18 protein-coding genes are annotated in these 15,073 nt (G+C 73.8%); 3 read left to right on the top strand and 15 right to left on the bottom strand.

Annotated elements, in window-relative coordinates:
* Positions 1-10 precede the first annotated feature (10 nt).
* From ACF09E_RS20365 to ACF09E_RS20385, 5 genes are all read right to left on the bottom strand, one after another.
* The gene (locus ACF09E_RS20365) at positions 11-598 is read right to left on the bottom strand and encodes a lysophospholipid acyltransferase family protein (RefSeq protein WP_392206424.1); all 588 of its coding nucleotides are present in this window, start codon (positions 596-598) and stop codon (positions 11-13) included.
* Positions 599-651: 53 nt separating this feature from the next.
* Entirely contained in the window at positions 652-1,326 is a 675-nt protein-coding gene (cmk, locus tag ACF09E_RS20370; protein ID WP_361862018.1) for a (d)CMP kinase, read from the bottom strand.
* A 214-nt stretch (positions 1,327-1,540) separates the two neighbouring features.
* On the bottom strand, positions 1,541-2,629 hold the full coding sequence (locus ACF09E_RS20375) for a prephenate dehydrogenase (RefSeq protein ID WP_392206386.1): 1,089 nt from the start codon (positions 2,627-2,629) through the stop codon (positions 1,541-1,543).
* On the bottom strand, positions 2,626-2,988 hold the full coding sequence (gene aroH, locus ACF09E_RS20380) for a chorismate mutase (RefSeq protein ID WP_361858376.1): 363 nt from the start codon (positions 2,986-2,988) through the stop codon (positions 2,626-2,628). The genes ACF09E_RS20375 and aroH overlap by 4 nt, the downstream gene beginning before the upstream one ends.
* Before the next feature lie 136 nt (positions 2,989-3,124).
* Positions 3,125-3,580 (bottom strand): YidB family protein, encoded by a 456-nt coding sequence (locus ACF09E_RS20385; protein WP_392206387.1) that lies wholly within the window; start codon positions 3,578-3,580, stop codon positions 3,125-3,127.
* A 110-nt stretch (positions 3,581-3,690) separates the two neighbouring features.
* Here ACF09E_RS20385 and ACF09E_RS20390 point away from each other — a divergent pair, with 110 nt between their 5' ends.
* The 3 genes from ACF09E_RS20390 to ACF09E_RS20400 all read left to right on the top strand — a co-directional run bounded on the left by ACF09E_RS20390 (position 3,691) and on the right by ACF09E_RS20400 (position 5,399).
* Complete coding sequence (locus ACF09E_RS20390; protein WP_392206388.1) at positions 3,691-4,026, top strand: DUF952 domain-containing protein; 336 nt, start codon at positions 3,691-3,693, stop codon at positions 4,024-4,026.
* Positions 4,027-4,070: 44 nt separating this feature from the next.
* On the top strand, positions 4,071-4,568 hold the full coding sequence (locus tag ACF09E_RS20395; RefSeq protein ID WP_392206389.1) for a Rieske (2Fe-2S) protein: 498 nt from the start codon (positions 4,071-4,073) through the stop codon (positions 4,566-4,568).
* 135 nt (positions 4,569-4,703) lie between these two features.
* Positions 4,704-5,399: a DNA polymerase beta superfamily protein gene (locus ACF09E_RS20400; protein WP_392206390.1), complete on the top strand. Its 696-nt coding sequence runs from the start codon at positions 4,704-4,706 to the stop codon at positions 5,397-5,399.
* Positions 5,400-5,439: 40 nt separating this feature from the next.
* Here ACF09E_RS20400 and ACF09E_RS20405 read toward each other — a convergent pair whose 3' ends face one another.
* The 10 genes from ACF09E_RS20405 to ACF09E_RS20450 form a co-directional block, all read right to left on the bottom strand.
* Complete coding sequence (locus tag ACF09E_RS20405) at positions 5,440-6,210, bottom strand: DNA polymerase beta superfamily protein (RefSeq protein WP_392206391.1); 771 nt, start codon at positions 6,208-6,210, stop codon at positions 5,440-5,442.
* Positions 6,211-6,213: 3 nt separating this feature from the next.
* Positions 6,214-7,245 (bottom strand): ADP-ribosylglycohydrolase family protein, encoded by a 1,032-nt coding sequence (locus ACF09E_RS20410; protein ID WP_392206392.1) that lies wholly within the window; start codon positions 7,243-7,245, stop codon positions 6,214-6,216.
* On the bottom strand, positions 7,242-8,015 hold the full coding sequence (locus tag ACF09E_RS20415) for an NUDIX domain-containing protein (protein WP_392206393.1): 774 nt from the start codon (positions 8,013-8,015) through the stop codon (positions 7,242-7,244). Before ACF09E_RS20415 ends, ACF09E_RS20410 begins: the two co-directional genes overlap by 4 nt.
* Positions 8,012-9,091: an AAA family ATPase gene (locus tag ACF09E_RS20420; RefSeq protein WP_392206394.1), complete on the bottom strand. Its 1,080-nt coding sequence runs from the start codon at positions 9,089-9,091 to the stop codon at positions 8,012-8,014. Before ACF09E_RS20420 ends, ACF09E_RS20415 begins: the two co-directional genes overlap by 4 nt.
* Positions 9,088-9,741, bottom strand: a complete 654-nt coding sequence (gene pnuC, locus ACF09E_RS20425; RefSeq protein ID WP_392206395.1) for a nicotinamide riboside transporter PnuC — start codon at positions 9,739-9,741, stop codon at positions 9,088-9,090. Before pnuC ends, ACF09E_RS20420 begins: the two co-directional genes overlap by 4 nt.
* Before the next feature lie 235 nt (positions 9,742-9,976).
* Positions 9,977-11,233 carry a pseudouridine synthase gene (locus ACF09E_RS20430; RefSeq protein ID WP_392206396.1) on the bottom strand — a complete coding sequence of 419 codons (1,257 nt, stop codon included), beginning with the start codon at positions 11,231-11,233 and terminating at the stop codon, positions 9,977-9,979.
* Positions 11,233-11,850 (bottom strand): SMC-Scp complex subunit ScpB, encoded by a 618-nt coding sequence (gene scpB / locus ACF09E_RS20435; protein ID WP_392206397.1) that lies wholly within the window; start codon positions 11,848-11,850, stop codon positions 11,233-11,235. The genes ACF09E_RS20430 and scpB overlap by 1 nt, the downstream gene beginning before the upstream one ends.
* Positions 11,847-13,184 carry a segregation and condensation protein A gene (locus tag ACF09E_RS20440; protein ID WP_392206398.1) on the bottom strand — a complete coding sequence of 446 codons (1,338 nt, stop codon included), beginning with the start codon at positions 13,182-13,184 and terminating at the stop codon, positions 11,847-11,849. The genes scpB and ACF09E_RS20440 overlap by 4 nt, the downstream gene beginning before the upstream one ends.
* A 43-nt stretch (positions 13,185-13,227) precedes the next feature.
* Positions 13,228-13,737: a hypothetical protein gene (locus ACF09E_RS20445; protein ID WP_392206399.1), complete on the bottom strand. Its 510-nt coding sequence runs from the start codon at positions 13,735-13,737 to the stop codon at positions 13,228-13,230.
* Positions 13,722-14,747, bottom strand: coding sequence for a ParA family protein (locus ACF09E_RS20450; RefSeq protein WP_037637819.1), 1,026 nt, complete (start codon positions 14,745-14,747; stop codon positions 13,722-13,724). The genes ACF09E_RS20445 and ACF09E_RS20450 overlap by 16 nt, the downstream gene beginning before the upstream one ends.
* Between the last annotated feature and the right edge of the window lie 326 nt (positions 14,748-15,073).

A 15,073-nucleotide genomic window follows, 5' to 3' on the forward strand; every position in this document is an offset into this window, starting at 1 on the left:
AAAGTCTCGCTCAGCGCCCCGTGAGGCGCCTGGCGTTTTCCAGGTGGTCGGTGAGCTTCCCCTGGATCCGTACGGTGGCCTCGTCGAGCGCCTTGCGCGTGCGGCGGCCGGAGCCGTCACCCGCGTCGAAGGCGTCGCCGAAGACGACGTCGACGCGGCCGCGCAGCGGAGGCAGTGCCTTGACCAACCGTCCTCGGCGCTCGGTGCTTCCCAGCACGGCCACCGGGACGATCGGCGCGCCGCTGCGGACGGCGAAGTACGCCAGGCCCGAGCGGAGCGAGGCGAAGTCGCCCTCTCCCCTGGTGCCCTCGGGGAAGATCCCGAGGACTCCGCCCTGCTCCAGGACGCCCAGGGCGTTGCCTATCGCGGTGCGGTCGGTGCTGTCGCGGTCCACCTTGAGCTGCCCGATGCCCTCCAGGAAGCTGCCGAGCGGGCCGACGAACGCCTCCTTCTTGATGAGGAAGTGCACGGGCCGCGGCGCGGTGCCCATGAGCATGGGGCCGTCGATGTTGTGCGCGTGGTTGACGGCGAAGATCGCGGGGCCGGAGGCCGGCACCCGCCAGGCGCCGAGCACGCGCGGCTTCCAGAAGCCGTACATCAGCCCGATCCCGATGCGTCTGCCGACGGCGGCGCCCCTCTCCGAGGGCAGCGTCACTTGGCGGCTCCGCGCTTCTCGTCCACCAGGGTGACGACGCACTCGATGACCTGGTCGAGGGTGAGCTCGGTGGTGTCGACCTCGACGGCGTCGCCGGCCTTGGCGAGCGGCGAGGTCTTCCGGCTGGAGTCGGCGGCGTCCCGCTTGACCAGGGCCTCCTTGGTGGCCTGCACGTCGACGCCCTTGAGCTCGCCGGAGCGGCGGGCGGCGCGGGCCTCGGGCGAGGCGGTGAGGAAGATCTTGAGGTCGGCGTCGGGCAGGACGGTGGTGCCGATGTCCCGGCCCTCGACGACGATGCCGTGCTCGGCGCCGCGGGCGATGGACCGCTGGAGCTCGGTGATGAGGCTCCGCACCTCGGGGACGGCGCTGACGGCGCTGACCTTGGAGGTGACCTCGTCGGTCCGGATGGGTCCGGCCGCGTCGAGGCCGTCGACAGTGATCGTGGGCCGCGCCGGGTCGGTGCCGGAGACGATCACGGGCTTGGCGGCGGCGTTGGCGACGGCCTCGGCGTCGTGGACGTCCACGCCGTTGCTGATCATCCACCAGGTGATCGCCCGGTACTGGGCACCGGTGTCGAGGTAGCTCAGACCCAGCTTGGCGGCGACCGCCTTCGAGGTGCTGGACTTGCCCGTGCCGGAGGGCCCGTCGATGGCGACGATCACGGATTCCACGGTGGGAACACCTTCCTGGGGTGAGTGGCGGGCCCGGCGGAGTGCGGGGGACCCCCACAAGGTTACCGAGTCCCCGGCACCCGTTCGGCCCCGCCCGCGGGGGCGGTCCCGCCCGGCGGCCCCGCCCGCCCCGCGGGTCCCGCCCGTCGCGGGCGGGATGCGCGGGCGTGCGGGGTGGGGCGGGCACCGCGGCCCGTGCGGGGCGGGTGCCGCGTCAGCTCGTCCGCAGGGCCCAGCCCCGCTCCTGCAGGGCCGCGCCGAGCCCGGGCGCCGCCGAGGGCTCCACCATGAGCTGGACGAGACCGGCCTGCTGGCCCGTCGCGTGCTCGATGCGGACGTCCTCGATGTTGACCCCGGCGCGGCCCGCGTCGGCGAAGATCCGGGCCAGCTCGCCCGGCTGGTCGCTGATGAGGACGGCGACCGTCTCGTAGGCGGTGGGCGCCGCGCCGTGCTTGCCGGGGACGCGGGAGCGGCCGGCGTTGCCGCGGCGCAGCACGTCCTCGACGCCCGAGGCGCCGTCCCGCCGCTTGTCCTCGTCGGCGGACTGGAGGGAGCGCAGGGCGCGGACGGTCTCGTCGAGGTCGGCGGCGACCCCGGAGAGGACGTCGGCCACGGGGCCCGGGTTGGCGGAGAGGATCTCGACCCACATGCGGGGGTCGGAGGCAGCGATCCGGGTGACGTCCCTGATGCCCTGCCCGCACAGGCGGACGGCCGACTCGTCGGCCTCCTCCAGCCGCGCGGCGACCATCGACGAGACGAGCTGCGGGGTGTGGGAGACCAGGGCGACCGCGCGGTCGTGGGCCTCGGCGTCCATGACGACGGGCACGGCCCGGCACAGCGCCACGAGCTCCAGGGCCAGGTTGAGGACCTCGGTGTCGGTGTCCCGGGTCGGGGTGAGCACCCAGGGGCGTCCCTCGAAGAGGTCGGCGGTCGCGGCGAGCGGGCCCGAGCGCTCCTTGCCGGACATGGGGTGCGATCCGATGTACGCGGAGAGGTCGAGGCCCAGGGCCCGCAGCTCGCGCTGGGGGCCGCCCTTGACGCTCGCCACGTCCAGGTAGCCACGGCCGAGCCCGGCGGTGAGGGCCTCGGCGAGGGTGGCGGCCACGTGCGCCGGGGGCACGGCGACGATGACGAGGTCCACGGGGCCCTCGGGCGCCTCGTCGGTGCCGGCGCCGAGCGCGGCGGCCGTGCTGGCCCGCGCCGGATCGTGGTCGCGCAGGTGGACGGTGACGCCGCGGCCCGCGAGCGCGATCGCGGCGGAGGTGCCGATCAGTCCGGTGCCGATGACGAGGGCTGTTCTCACGGGGCGATGTCCTTGCGCAGAGCGGCCGCGGCGCCGAGGTAGACGTGCGCGATCCGGGACTTGGGGAGGTCGGTCTCGACGTGGGCGAGGAGGCGGACGACCCGCGGCATCGCGCCCTCGATGTCGAGCTCCTGTGCGCAGAGCAGGGGGACGTCGACGATGCCGGTGCGGCGGGCCGCGGCGGCGGGGAAGTCGCTGTGGAGGTCGGGGGTGGCGGTGAACCAGATGCTGATGAGGTCGTCGGCGTCGAGTCCGTTCCGTTCGAGGACGGCGGTGAGCAGTTCTTCGACCTGCTCGCTCATGTGCCCGGCCTCGTCCCGCTCCAGCTGGACGGCTCCTCGGACCGCTCGTACCGCCACGTCGTCTCCTTCGCCTGCGTCAGTGCTCCGTTCAGCCTAGTCAGCGGCCGGACGGCGTGCCGGGGCGCCCGCCCTCCGAGACGGAGGGCGGGCGCCCGTGGGCGTGTCCGGGGCCGCCGGGGCGCCGGGAGCGCCGTCAGAGGCGCTGCTCGCGGATGATGTCCTCCAGCGAGCCCTGGGGCACGGAGCCCGCCGGAGTCAGCTTGTCGACGGCCTGCGGCAGCGACCGGGCGATCTCGTCGGCGGCCTCCTGGGGGCTGACGCCGGCGTCCTGGGCGACCTTCTGCAGGGTCTCGTCGGGGAGGGCCTCGGCGATCTGGGCGCCGCTGACGGACTGGTTCTCGCCGGTGCCGACCCAGGAGCGGGTCTGGTCGGTGAGGCCCGACTTGGTGAGCATGTCGAGGAGCCCGCCGAGCGGGTTGGACGCACCGCCCGCGCCGCCGCCCTGCGCACCGCCCTGGCCGCCGGCGAGGGCGCCGATCAGGGCGCCGAGGATGTTTCCGGCTCCGCCGCTCTGCCCGCCGCTGCCGCCGCTGCCGCCGCTGCCGCCGAGGAGGCTTCCGAGGAGACTGCCGAGGTCGTTTCCCGCCATGGTCCTGCCTTTCGTCCGGTTCGGAACAGCCTCAATGTCACCCGAACCGGTACGTTCTGCCACTCGGGGTAGGGGCCGGACCGGTGGTCCCGCGCGGTAGAACTGTCGGCATGCTGCTGCACGTCGTACCGCTGGCCGACTGGTCCGCCGCCCCCGATGCCCCGTACGCCCCGCCGTCCCTCGCCGCCGAGGGCTTCGTCCACTGCTCGCCGGACGAGGCGGCTGCCCTCGTGATCGCCGACACCCGCTACCGGGACGTGCCGGGCCCGCTCCTGGTCCTGGTGATCGACGAGGGGCGGCTGGCCGCGGAGGTCCGCCGGGAGGGGGCGGGGGCGACGCTCTTCCCCCATGTGTACGGGCCGATCGAGCGGGAGGCGGTGACCTCTGTGCTGGAGGTGCGGCGGGACGCGGACGGCCGTGCGAGGGAGCTGACGGCCCGGGTGTAGGCGTGTTGCCCGGCCCGGCGGTGCCGCGGCGCCAAGGTGGCCGTATGACTTCACGCCTCACCCACCCGACCGCACTCGCCACGAGCCGCCGTGCCGTCCTGGTCGCCGCGGCGGCCCTGACGGCGGGCTGCGGCTCGGACGACGGAGGCGACGGCGGTACGGCCACCGACGCCCCGGCCACCCCCGACGCGACGGCGGGCACGAGCGCGCCCGCCGCGCCGAGCACGCCCGTCGGCACCAGCGCCTCCCCCGCAGGCGAGCGCCTGGCCGCGACGGCCGACATCCCGGTGGGCGGCGGCAAGGTCTTCGCCGCGGAGAAGGTGGTCGTCACCCAGCCCTCGGCCGGTGACTTCAAGGCGTTCTCCGCCGTCTGCACCCACCAGGGCTGCCTGGTGAACAAGGTCGCGGACGGCACCATCGACTGTCCCTGTCACGGCTCCCGGTTCAGCGTCACGGACGCCGCGGTGGTGACGGGACCGGCGACGCGCCCGCTGCCGCCGGAGCGGATCACCGTCTCGGGGGACTCGATCACCCTGGCGTAGGCCCGCGCCACCGGACCCCGCCCAGGACCCGCCCAGGGCCATCCAGGACCCGTCCAGGACCCACCCCGGGCCCGTACCACCCGCCCCCGTCCCCCTGACAGAGCCCTGTCACCGCCCTGACGTAGCCTGACCGGCATGACTCCGGACGAGCTGGTGCGCGAGCACACGATCTACTCCTGTGTGATGGGCTCGCGCGCCTTCGGTCTCGCGACCGAGGACAGCGACACGGACGTCCGGGGCGTGTACCTCGCCCCGACGCCGCTGTTCTGGCACTTCGACAAGCCCCCCGCGCACGTGGAGGGCCCCGGCGAGGAGCAGTTCAGCTGGGAGCTGGAGCGCTTCTGCGAGCTGGCCCTGCGCAACAACCCGAACGTCCTGGAGTGCCTCCACTCCCCCGTGGTCGAGCACGTGGACGACCTCGGCCGCGAACTGCTCGCGCTCCGCGACGCCTTCCTCTCCCGGCAGGCCCACCAGACCTTCGTCCGCTACGCCGGCGGGCAGCGCCGCAAGCTCGACGCGGACGTCCGCCAGTACGGCCACCCGCGCTGGAAGCACGCCATGCACCTGCTGCGGCTGCTGACGAGCTGCCGGGACCTGCTGCGCTCGGGCGAGCTGCGGATCGACGTCGGCGAGGACCGCGAGCGCCTCCTCGCGGTCAAGCGCGGCGAGGTGGCCTGGAGCGAGGTGGAGTCCTGGATGAACCGCCTCCAGGAGGAGGCCGACCACGCCCTCGACGCGACCCCGCTCCCGGCGGCGCCGGACCACGCGCGCGTGCAGGACTTCCTGATCCGCGCGCGCCGCGCCTCCGCGACGGCCGAGCTCCGGGCCTAGGGGTGTCGTTCGACGACAGGGCCTGGCCCCGCGCCCGGTCCTAGGGCGCGGTCGTCCTCGCCCGGACGACCAGGTCGTGCAGCTGGGCGTGGGCCCGTTCCGACGTCTCCACCAGGCCCGACGCGGCCTGCGCCTCGTCCAGGACGGCGTGCAGGGCCTCGGTCTCGGCCCGTACGTCCTCGACCGCCGCCTCCGCGAGCCCGTGTTCGGCGGCCGCCTTCGCCTCGACGAGGTCGGGCAGCCGGGCGGGTGCCTCGGCGACCTCCCCGACAAGGGTCGGCAGGTGCGCCTGCACCTCACCCGACCGCATGAGGTGGATGCCGGTCAGCAGCGCCCGGTAGGTGTAGAGCAGCGGCTTGAGCTCGCCGCTGCGCTCGAAGAGCCGCCACTGCGTGCCGGCGAACCCCCGGTAGTGGTGGGCGTGGTGCGAGGTGAGCACCTCGGGCACGAGCGAGACCAGCTCCGCGTGGACCTCCGTGGTGTGCGCGACGAGCGGGGAGGTGAGCTGCTCCAGGACGTAGCCGTTGCGGCGCAGCATCAGCCGGGCGAACTTCCGCAGGTCGTGGGTGACCAGGTCCATCTCGACGCCGTCCCGGTCCCACATACGGCTGCGGGTCTCCTCGGGCTCGCGCAGCCCGACCAGCGCCTCCACCGGCAGCAAGTGCGCGCCGCGCAGGTCCACGTCCGAGTCGCGGGACGGGAAGCCGTACAGGTGGGCGCCGGAGACGGTCGCGAAGAGCAGGGGGTCGGGCTGTTCGGCCACGACGGCGGCGAGGTCGGCGTCGAGCGCGGATGCGAGGGAGAGCGTCATCGGTCAAGCGTCCCAGAGGGCGCCGAAGGTCAGGAGGTCGCTCCGGTACTCGACGCGCTCCTCCCACTCCTCGGGCCAGGCGTCCGCGCCGAGGTGGGCCCCGGCGAAGGCACCGGCGAGGGCCGCGATCGAGTCGGAGTCGCCCCGGGTGCAGGCGGCCCGGCGCAGCGCGGTGAGGGGTTCGCCGGGGAAGAGGAGGAAGCAGAGCAGGGCGGTCGCGAGGGCCTCCTCGGCGATCCAGCCGTCTCCCGTGTACGTGCAGGGGTCGAGTTCGGGGTCGGCCGTGCGCTGGACGGCGTCGAGGCGCTCCAGGACGGCCAGGCACTCGTCCCAGCCGCGCTCGACGAAGTGCCGGGCGGACGGGTCCTGGGAGCGGGTCCAGAGGTCGCCGAGCCAGTCCTGGTGGTAGCGGGAGCGGTTCTCGTACGCGTAGGAGCGGAGCTGTCCGACGAGTCCGGCCGGGTCGACGCCCTGGGCGAGGAGGTACACGGCGCGGGCGGTCAGGTCGGAGGCGGCGAGCGCGGTGGGGTGACCGTGGGTCAGCGCCGCCTGGAGCTGCGCGGCCCCGGCCCGCTGCTCCTCGCTCAGCCCGGGGACGAGCCCGACGGGGGTGACCCGCATGTTGGCGCCGCAGCCCTTGGAGCCGATCTGGCTGGCGTCCTGCCAGGGCCGGTCGCCGTCGAGGAGGCCGCAGGCGCGGAGGCAGGTGTTGCCGGGGGCGCGGTTGTTGTCCGGGGAGTGGTACCAGTCGACGAACTCGGCCCGGGCGGGCCCGGCGAGCGCGTGCGGGGACAGCGGCCCCCGGTCCATGGCCGTGCGGATGCCCCGGGCGAGGGCGAGGGCCATCTGGGTGTCGTCGGTGACGTACGCCGTCCCGCCGCGGACCGGCAGGGGCATCTCCCGCCAGGGTCCGACCTTGGCGAGGATCGCGGGCACGTCGTTGAACTCGGTCGGGAAGCCCAGCGCGTCGCCGAGCGCCAGCCCGACCAGGGAGCCCGTCGCGGCCCGCTTGACCGCGGTGCGGTTCGGGTTCATGTGGATCGTCCTTCCGGTCGCAGGAGGGGCGGGTGGAGGGTGACGGCCTCGCCCGCCCGGTAGAGGGCGGCCGGTTTCCCCCGTCCGCCGGTGAGGCGCGGCGGGCCTTCCACGGCCCGGACGAAGCCGGGCGTGGCGAGGACCTTGCGCCGGAAGTTGGGGCGGTCGAGTTCGACGCCCCAGACCGTCTCGTAGACCTGCCGGAGCTCGCCGAGGGTGAACTCGGGCGGGCAGAAGGCGGTCGCGAGGCAGGTGTACTCCAGCTTGGCGCCGACCCGTTCGTGGGCGTCGGCGAGGATGCGGTCGTGGTCGAAGGCGAGCGTCCCGTGCGTCCCGTACGGCACCCACCGGGCCTGGGCCGCGTCCCCGCCGCCGCGGGGTTCGGGGGCGTCGGGCAGGAGGGCGGCGAAGGCGACGGAGACGACCCGCATCCTCGGGTCGCGGTCGGGTTCGCTGTAGGTGCGGAGCTGTTCGAGGTGGAGTCCGGCGACGGTGGCTCCGGAGAGTCCGGTCTCCTCGGCGAGTTCGCGGCGGGCGGCCAGCTCGGCGGACTCGCGGGGCAGGACGAAGCCGCCGGGGAGCGCCCAGGACCCGGCGTACGGTGCCTGGCCGCGTTCGACGAGCAGGACGTGGAGGCGCTCCTCGCGGAGGGTGAGGACGGCGAGGTCGACGGTGACGGCGAACGGTTCGAAGGCGTGCGGGTCGTAGTCCTCGGGCACGGCCCCGGGCGGGCCGGCCGGGCCCGCGCCCGCCGCCCGGTGCCCGGTCACCGGCGCTCCGGCAGCGGGTCGGCGAGGTCCCAGCCCTCGGCGAGCAGTCCGTCGACGGCGGCGACCGCGGCCGCCAGCCGCTCCTCGTGCGGCCCGGTGAGGACCGCGGTGCGGCGCCCGCTGTGGGCGAGCTGGGTGAGGAACCGCGCCGTCATCCAGGGCCGCAGGTGCTCCCCGTCGCGCAGTCCGTCGTCCTCGAAGTCGACGCCCCGGTGGTCGGTGAGCAGCCAGAGGTGCTGCCGTCCGCGGGCGGCGATCTCTCCCGTGGCGGCGCTGGTGGTGCCCATGTAGCGCTCGTGCCAGATGGTGGTGGCGAAGGCGTCGGTGTCGCAGAAGAGGACGGGTGAGCCGTCGCGGGCCGCCTCCTCCTCCAGTTCGGCCTGGCGCTGGGCGATGACGGGGAAGTCGGAGGAGTGGAAGGCGACGTCGGACCAGGTGGCGCCGGGGCGTTCGGCGCGGAGCTCGGCGAGTTTGAGTGCGCTGTACTCGCGCCCGTACTCGGGCACGTAGCGGGTCCGGGCCCAGACTCCGCCGCGCCGCCGGTAGTGGTCGGCGAGGGCGAGGGCCATGGTGGTGGTGCCGGTGGACTCGGCGCCGAGGACGACGACGCGGCGGGTGAGCGCGGCGCGTACGGGCGGCTCCAGGAAGTCCCAGGTGCCGGTGGGGTCCGCGCGGACGGCGGTCCCGGAGACGGGGTGGCGGACGCGTCCGGGGTCGACGCAGACGGACGCGGCGCCGAAGCGGCGGGCGAGCTCCTCCCCGTACGGCTCCGAGGTGAAGACGGCGTCGACGGGCTCGGGGACGGCGGCGCGGAAGACCGCCATGTGGGCGTCCCAGACGTCGGGGTCCTGGAGGTCGACGGGGTGGTCGTCGACGGCTCCGACGACGAGGGCGTCGGGATGGACCTCCCGCATCCAGGCGACCCGGTCCTCCAGCGCGATGCTCTCCACGGAGGAGGCGCAGACGAGGACGGTGAGGCGCTCGCAGCGGTCGAGGGCCGTGTCGACGAGGTGGTGGTGGCCGGCGTGCGGCGGATAGAACTTGCCGAGGACCAGGCCGTGTCCGTAGCGGGTCACGCCGCCACCTCCATGCCACGGGCGGGGCGGGCGGCGAGGTCCCTGGTCCAGCCGCGCAGGCCGAGGACGCAGAGGGTCATGAAGCCGACGTACAGCAGGGAGGTCAGGTAGAGCTCCTTGTACGCGTACAGGGGGACGTAGACCAGGTCGGCGGCGATCCACAGCCACCAGGACTCCAGGCGCTTGCGGCACTGGCCGTAGGTCGCCATGAGGGAGAGCGCGGTCGTCAGGGCGTCCCAGAAGGGGACGGTCGAGTCGGTGGCGCGGTCGAGCAGCAGGGTGAGCGCGAGGGTCCCCACCACCCCCGCCGCGAGCAGCCACGTCCACTCGGTGCGCGTGGTGCGGCGCACCGGGAGGGTGTCGGAGCCTGGTCCACCCCCGTGGGTCCAGGTCCACCAGCCGTACACGGCGAGGGTGATGAAGACGATCTGGAGGCCGGCGTCGGCGTACAGCCCGGCCTGCGTGAAGAGCAGGACGAAGAACAGGTTGTTGGCGATGCCGATGGGCCAGTTCGCGAGGTGCTGGCGGGCGACGAGCCAGACGCAGAGCGCACCGCTGCCGAAGCCCAGGACCTCGGTCCAGCTGACCGGGGTGTCCAGGATCGTGAAGAGCGGCTGCTGCAGGGGTTCGAGAATGCTTGCGAGGCTCACGCCCGCCTCCTTTAGAGTCAGGTTGACTATAAAGGGCGGCGGCCTTCGGCCACAAGCCCCGTCGTTCCGGGACCCGGACCGTTCCGGGACCGGACCGTTCCGGGACCGGACCGTTCCGGGACCGGACCGTTCCGGGACCGGACCGTTCCGGGACCGGACCGTTCCGGGACCCGGACGCGGAAGAGCCCGCGACCGACGGGCGGTCGCGGGCTCTCTCGTACGGCGGCGCGGGGCCTTACATGCCGACTTCCTTCATCAGCATGCCGACCTCCGTATTGGTGAGGCGGCGCAGCCAGCCCGACTTCTGGTCGCCCAGGCCGATCGGGCCGAAGGCCGTGCGGACCAGCTTCTCGACCGGGAAGCCCGCCTCGGCGAGCATGCGGCGCACGATGTGCTTGCGGCCCTCGTGCAGCGTGACCTCGACCAGGTAGTTCTTGCCGGTCTGCTCGACCACGCGGAAGTGGTCGGCGCGGGCGTAGCCGTCCTCCAGCTGGATGCCGTCCTTGAGCCGCCGGCCGACCTCGCGGGGCAGCGGGCCGGTGATGGCGGCCAGGTAGGTCTTCTTCACGCCGTACTTGGGGTGCGTGAGGCGGTGGGCCAGCTCACCGTGGTTGGTGAGCAGGATGATGCCCTCGGTCTCCGTGTCGAGCCGGCCGACGTGGAAGAGCCGCGTCTCGCGGTTGGTGACGTAGTCGCCGAGGCACTGGCGGCCGTCCGGGTCCTCCATCGTGGAGACCACACCGGCCGGCTTGTTCAGCGCGAAGAACAGGTACGACTGGGTGGCGACGGTCAGGCCGTCCACCTTGATCTCGTCCCGCTCCGGGTCGACGCGCTTGCCCTGCTCCAGGACGATCTCGCCGTTGACCTCGACGCGGGCCTGCTCGATGAGCTCCTCGCAGGCGCGCCGCGAGCCCATGCCGGCGCGGGCGAGGACCTTCTGCAGCCGCTCGCCCTCCTGCTCGGCGCCGGGGAAGGTCTTGGGGGTCCTGATCTCGGGCCGGTTCTCGTACCGCTCCCGGTTGCGCTGCTCGATCTTGGCGTCGAGCTCGCGCGAGCGGGCCGGGGTCTGACGCTGGCCGTGCGGGCCGCGACGGGGCGGGGTGCCGCCCTGCGGGGCCTTGGGGCCGCCCTTGGCGCCGCCGCGGGCCGCGGAGCCGCGGCCCTTCTTCGGGGCCTCGGGGGGGCTCACGTCGTAGGTGCGCTCCTCGGGGCGAGGCCGGCGCGGGTTGCTCTGGCTCTTCTGGCCGTCACGGCCGCCGCCCTGGTACCCGCCGCCGGAGCCGCTGCCGCCGCGGTAGCCGCCGCCACCGCCGCTGCCGCTGCCGCCCCGGTATCCGCCGCCGCTGCCGGAGCCGCCACCGGACCCCCGGTAGCCGCCACCGCCGCCGCCGTTGCCACGGCCGCCACCGCTGCTGCCGCCGCGGCCGCCGCTGTTGCCACCACGGCTCCCGCCGTTGTTTCCGCTGCTGTTCCTGCCGCTGCTGCTTCGCATCAAACTTCCGTCTTGTCGTCGTCGTCCTCACGATCCGGGGCATCCGGATCGAACGACGGGACCCCTTCCAGTGAGTCCGGCTCGACCGCCTCGGCCTCGGGGAGGAAGGGCGCGAGCTCGGGGAGCTCGTCCAGGCCGCGCAGGCCCATCCGCTCCAGGAAGTAGTTCGTCGTCCTGTACAGGATCGCACCTGTTTCAGGTTCCGCGCCCGCCTCCTCCACCAGGCCCCGCTGGAGCAGGGTCCTCATGACGCCGTCGCAGTTCACTCCGCGCACCGCCGAGACCCGGGAACGGCTGACCGGCTGGCGGTACGCGACGACCGCCAGGGTCTCCAGGGCCGCCTGGGTGAGACGGGCCTGCTGCCCCTCCAGGACGAAGGCCTCGACGGCCGCGGCCTGGTCGGCGCGGGTGTAGTAGCGCCAGCCGCCGGCGACCTGCCGCAGCTCGAAGCCGCGGCCCTGGACGGTGTACTCGTCGGCGAGCTCGCGCAGGGCGTCGCCCACCTCGCGGGGGGTGCGCTCCAGGACCCTGGCGAGGTGCGCCTCGGTCGCGGGCTCGTCGACGACCATCAGGACCGCTTCGAGCGCGGGCTTGAGGGCGGGCTTCACGTCGCTCATACGGCGGTCTCCTGGTCGAACTCGTCGGTCACGGCCCCCGCGGGATCCGCCTCCCCGCCGGTCCAGGAGACCGTGAGGTCCCCCAGGGCGGTCTCCTGGTCCAGGGCGACGGCCTTCTCCCGGTAGAGCTCCAGGAGGGCGAGGAAGCGGGCGACGACGGTGAGGGTGTCGTCGCCCACGTCCTCGACGAGCTCCCGGAAGAGCGCCGTCCCGCGCTCCCGCAGCAGCGCGACGACGACGGCGGCCTGCTCGCGGACGCTGACGAGAGGGGCGTGGATGTGGTCGACGTACACCTGCGGCTCGGCCTTGGGCTGCATGGCCTTCACGGCCAGCCGGGCGAAGCCCTCGGCGCCGATGGAGATGACCACATCGGGAAGCAGCTCGGCGTGGTGGGGTTCGAGTCCGACGGTACGGGGACGGCGTCGGCCCTCGGCCTCCCACCGCTCCTCGAAGATCGCCGCGATGCGCTTGTACGCGCGGTACTGGAGGAGCCGGGCGAAGAGCAGGTCGCGGGCCTCCAGGAGCGCGAGGTCGGCCTCGTCCTCGACCTCGGCGGCGGGCAGCAGCCGGGCGGCCTTGAGATCGAGCAGGGTGGCGGCGACGACCAGGAACTCGGTGGTCTGGTCGAGGTCGCCGTCGGGCCCGAGGGCCCGGAGATGCGCCATGAACTCGTCGGTGACCTGCGAGAGCGCGACCTCGGTGACGTCGAGCTTGTGCTTGGTGATCAACTGCAGCAGCAGGTCGAAGGGCCCCTCGAAGTTCGCGAGCCGCACGGTGAACCGGCCGTCGCCGCTGTCGGCGGCGGCCGCGGGCTGGAGCTCGGGCTGAGGCGCGGGCGCGGGGCCGGCCGCGGGCTCCCCCTGGGGCGCGTGCTCAGGCCCGGGCTCAAGCCGAGGGACCGGCTCGGCCGTGGGCGCGGGAGCCCCCGCCGCGGCCCCGGTCGCCGGTGTCGGTGCCGCCGCCGGGGTCGGTGCCGCCGCCGGAGTCGGTGCCGCCGCCGGAGTCGGTGCCGCCGCCGGAGTCGGTGCCGCCGCCGGTGTCGGTGCGGCCGCCGGAGGCCGTGCCGCCGCCTGCTCGGGCCCGGTCGCAAGAGGCCGTGCCTCCGCCGCGGGCGCTGCCGTGACCACAGGCGGTGCCATCGCCGCGGGCGCTGCCGTCACCACAGGCGGTGCCGGCACCGGTGCCGCCGCCGGCCCCTCGGTGCCGTCCTCCCCGAGCGGGGCCGCGGCGGAATCCTCCGGTGCCTCCTCAGGCGCGGCCGGCGGGTCGCCCGGGCCCCGCCCCAGGGCGCGGCGGCGTGGGGGGCGGGACGTTTCGTCAGGGGCGTGGTGCATGGAGGTCCAGGGGAGCGGGGGCGCGGCAGCCCGCAGGCTACCGTCAGCGGCCGCGCAGGCGGCGCACGAGGATGCTCGCGTCGCCGCGGGACTCCAGGTCCGCCAGGACGACCGCGACGGCCTCCCGGACGATCCTGCCCCGGTCGACGGCGAGGCCGTGCTCACCGCGGAGCACCAGCCGGGCGTGCTCCAGGTCCATCAGCTCCTCGGCGGAGACGTAGACCGTGATCTTCTCGTCGTGGCGCTCACGGCCGCTGGGCCGCCGGTTCGGGGTACGGCCGCCGCGCCGCCGGGCCGCCGCCGGGGCGGGCGCCGCGGCGGGGGACGTCGCGGGCTTCGGGACGGCGGCGCCCTCGGGCTCCGCCGTCCGGGCCCTCGGCTCCGACGCCTCGGAGTCCGCGGCGGTGTGCTCCGCGGAGCCCTCGGCCGCCGTCGTGTCGCTCTCGCCCGCGGGTGCCGGGACGGCCCGGCGGGGTGCGGACGCCTGGAGCGCCGTCCCCCCGGTCGTACGGAAGAGTTCGTCGGCGCCGGGCAGACTCACTCGGCGTGACACCGGGCGAGCACCTCCCTGGCGAGCTGGCGGTAGGCGGCGGCGCCCACGGAGTTGGAGGCGTACGTGGTGATGGGCTCGCCGGCGACCGTGGTCTCCGGGAAGCGCACCGTCCGCCCGATGACCGTGTGGTACACGTGGTCGTCGAAGGCCTCGACGACCCGCGCGAGGACCTCGCGGCTGTGCACGGTGCGGGAGTCGTACATCGTGGCGAGGATGCCGTCGAGCTCCAGCTCGGGGTTGAGCCGCTCCTGGACCTTCTCGATGGTCTCGGTCAGCAGCGCCACTCCGCGGAGCGCGAAGAACTCGCATTCCAGCGGCACGATGACCTTGTGAGCCGCCGTCAGGGCGTTCACGGTCAGCAGGCCGAGCGAGGGCTGACAGTCGATCACGATGTAGTCGTAGTCGTTCATCAGCGGCTTCAGGGCGCGCTGGAGCGTCGACTCGCGCGCGACCTCGCTGACGAGCTGGACTTCGGCGGCCGAGAGGTCGATGTTGCTCGGCAGCAGGTCCATGTTGGGCACGGCGGTCTTGAGGAGGACCTCGTCCGCCGACATGCCCCGCTCCATGAGCAGGTTGTAGACGGTGAGGTCGAGCTCCATCGGGTTCACGCCGAGGCCGACCGACAGGGCTCCCTGCGGGTCGAAGTCGACGAGCAGGACCCGTCGTCCGTACTCCGCGAGCGCGGCACCCAGGTTGATGGTCGACGTGGTCTTGCCGACGCCGCCCTTCTGGTTGCACATCGCGATGATCTTCGCGGGTCCGTGGTCCGTCAGCGGACCGGGGATCGGGAAGTACGGCAGGGGCCGTCCCGTCGGGCCGATCCGCTCGCGGCGCTGCCGGGCGGCGTCGGGCGCGAGGGTGGCCGCGTACTCGGGGTCGGGCTCGTACTCGGCGTCGGGGTCGTAGAAGTGCCCCTCGGGCACCTCGTCAAAGGCGGCGAAGTGGGTGGACTCTCGGCCCATCTCGTTGCCGGCCGTGGCGTTCACGTGTAGGCCGTCCATCGTCTTCATCGTGTGGGCTGTCGTCATGGGCTGGTGCGTCGCGAAGGTCCGCACCGCGACGGAGCCGATCGGAGCACCTGGCGCACCGCTCCCGGGAGTAATTGTCGACTCATTCACAAGTCGTCTTACCTCCTTGGATGTCACCAGGAACATTTATCGATAGGTCAGCGTGGCACCATGCCGACGGTTGGCGACTCTATGGCGTGTCACCGCTCCGCAGCAACACAATCCGCCGGACCCGGCCCGATGTGTCGGCAACCGAACACCTCTCTGTCAAGGGTGCGCAGGCATGCATCCGCACGTTTCAGGGGTGCGCGAAACGGTTAAAGGGTTAC

The organism is Streptomyces sp. NPDC014891 (assembly GCF_043081085.1).
Lineage (GTDB): Bacteria > Actinomycetota > Actinomycetes > Streptomycetales > Streptomycetaceae > Streptomyces.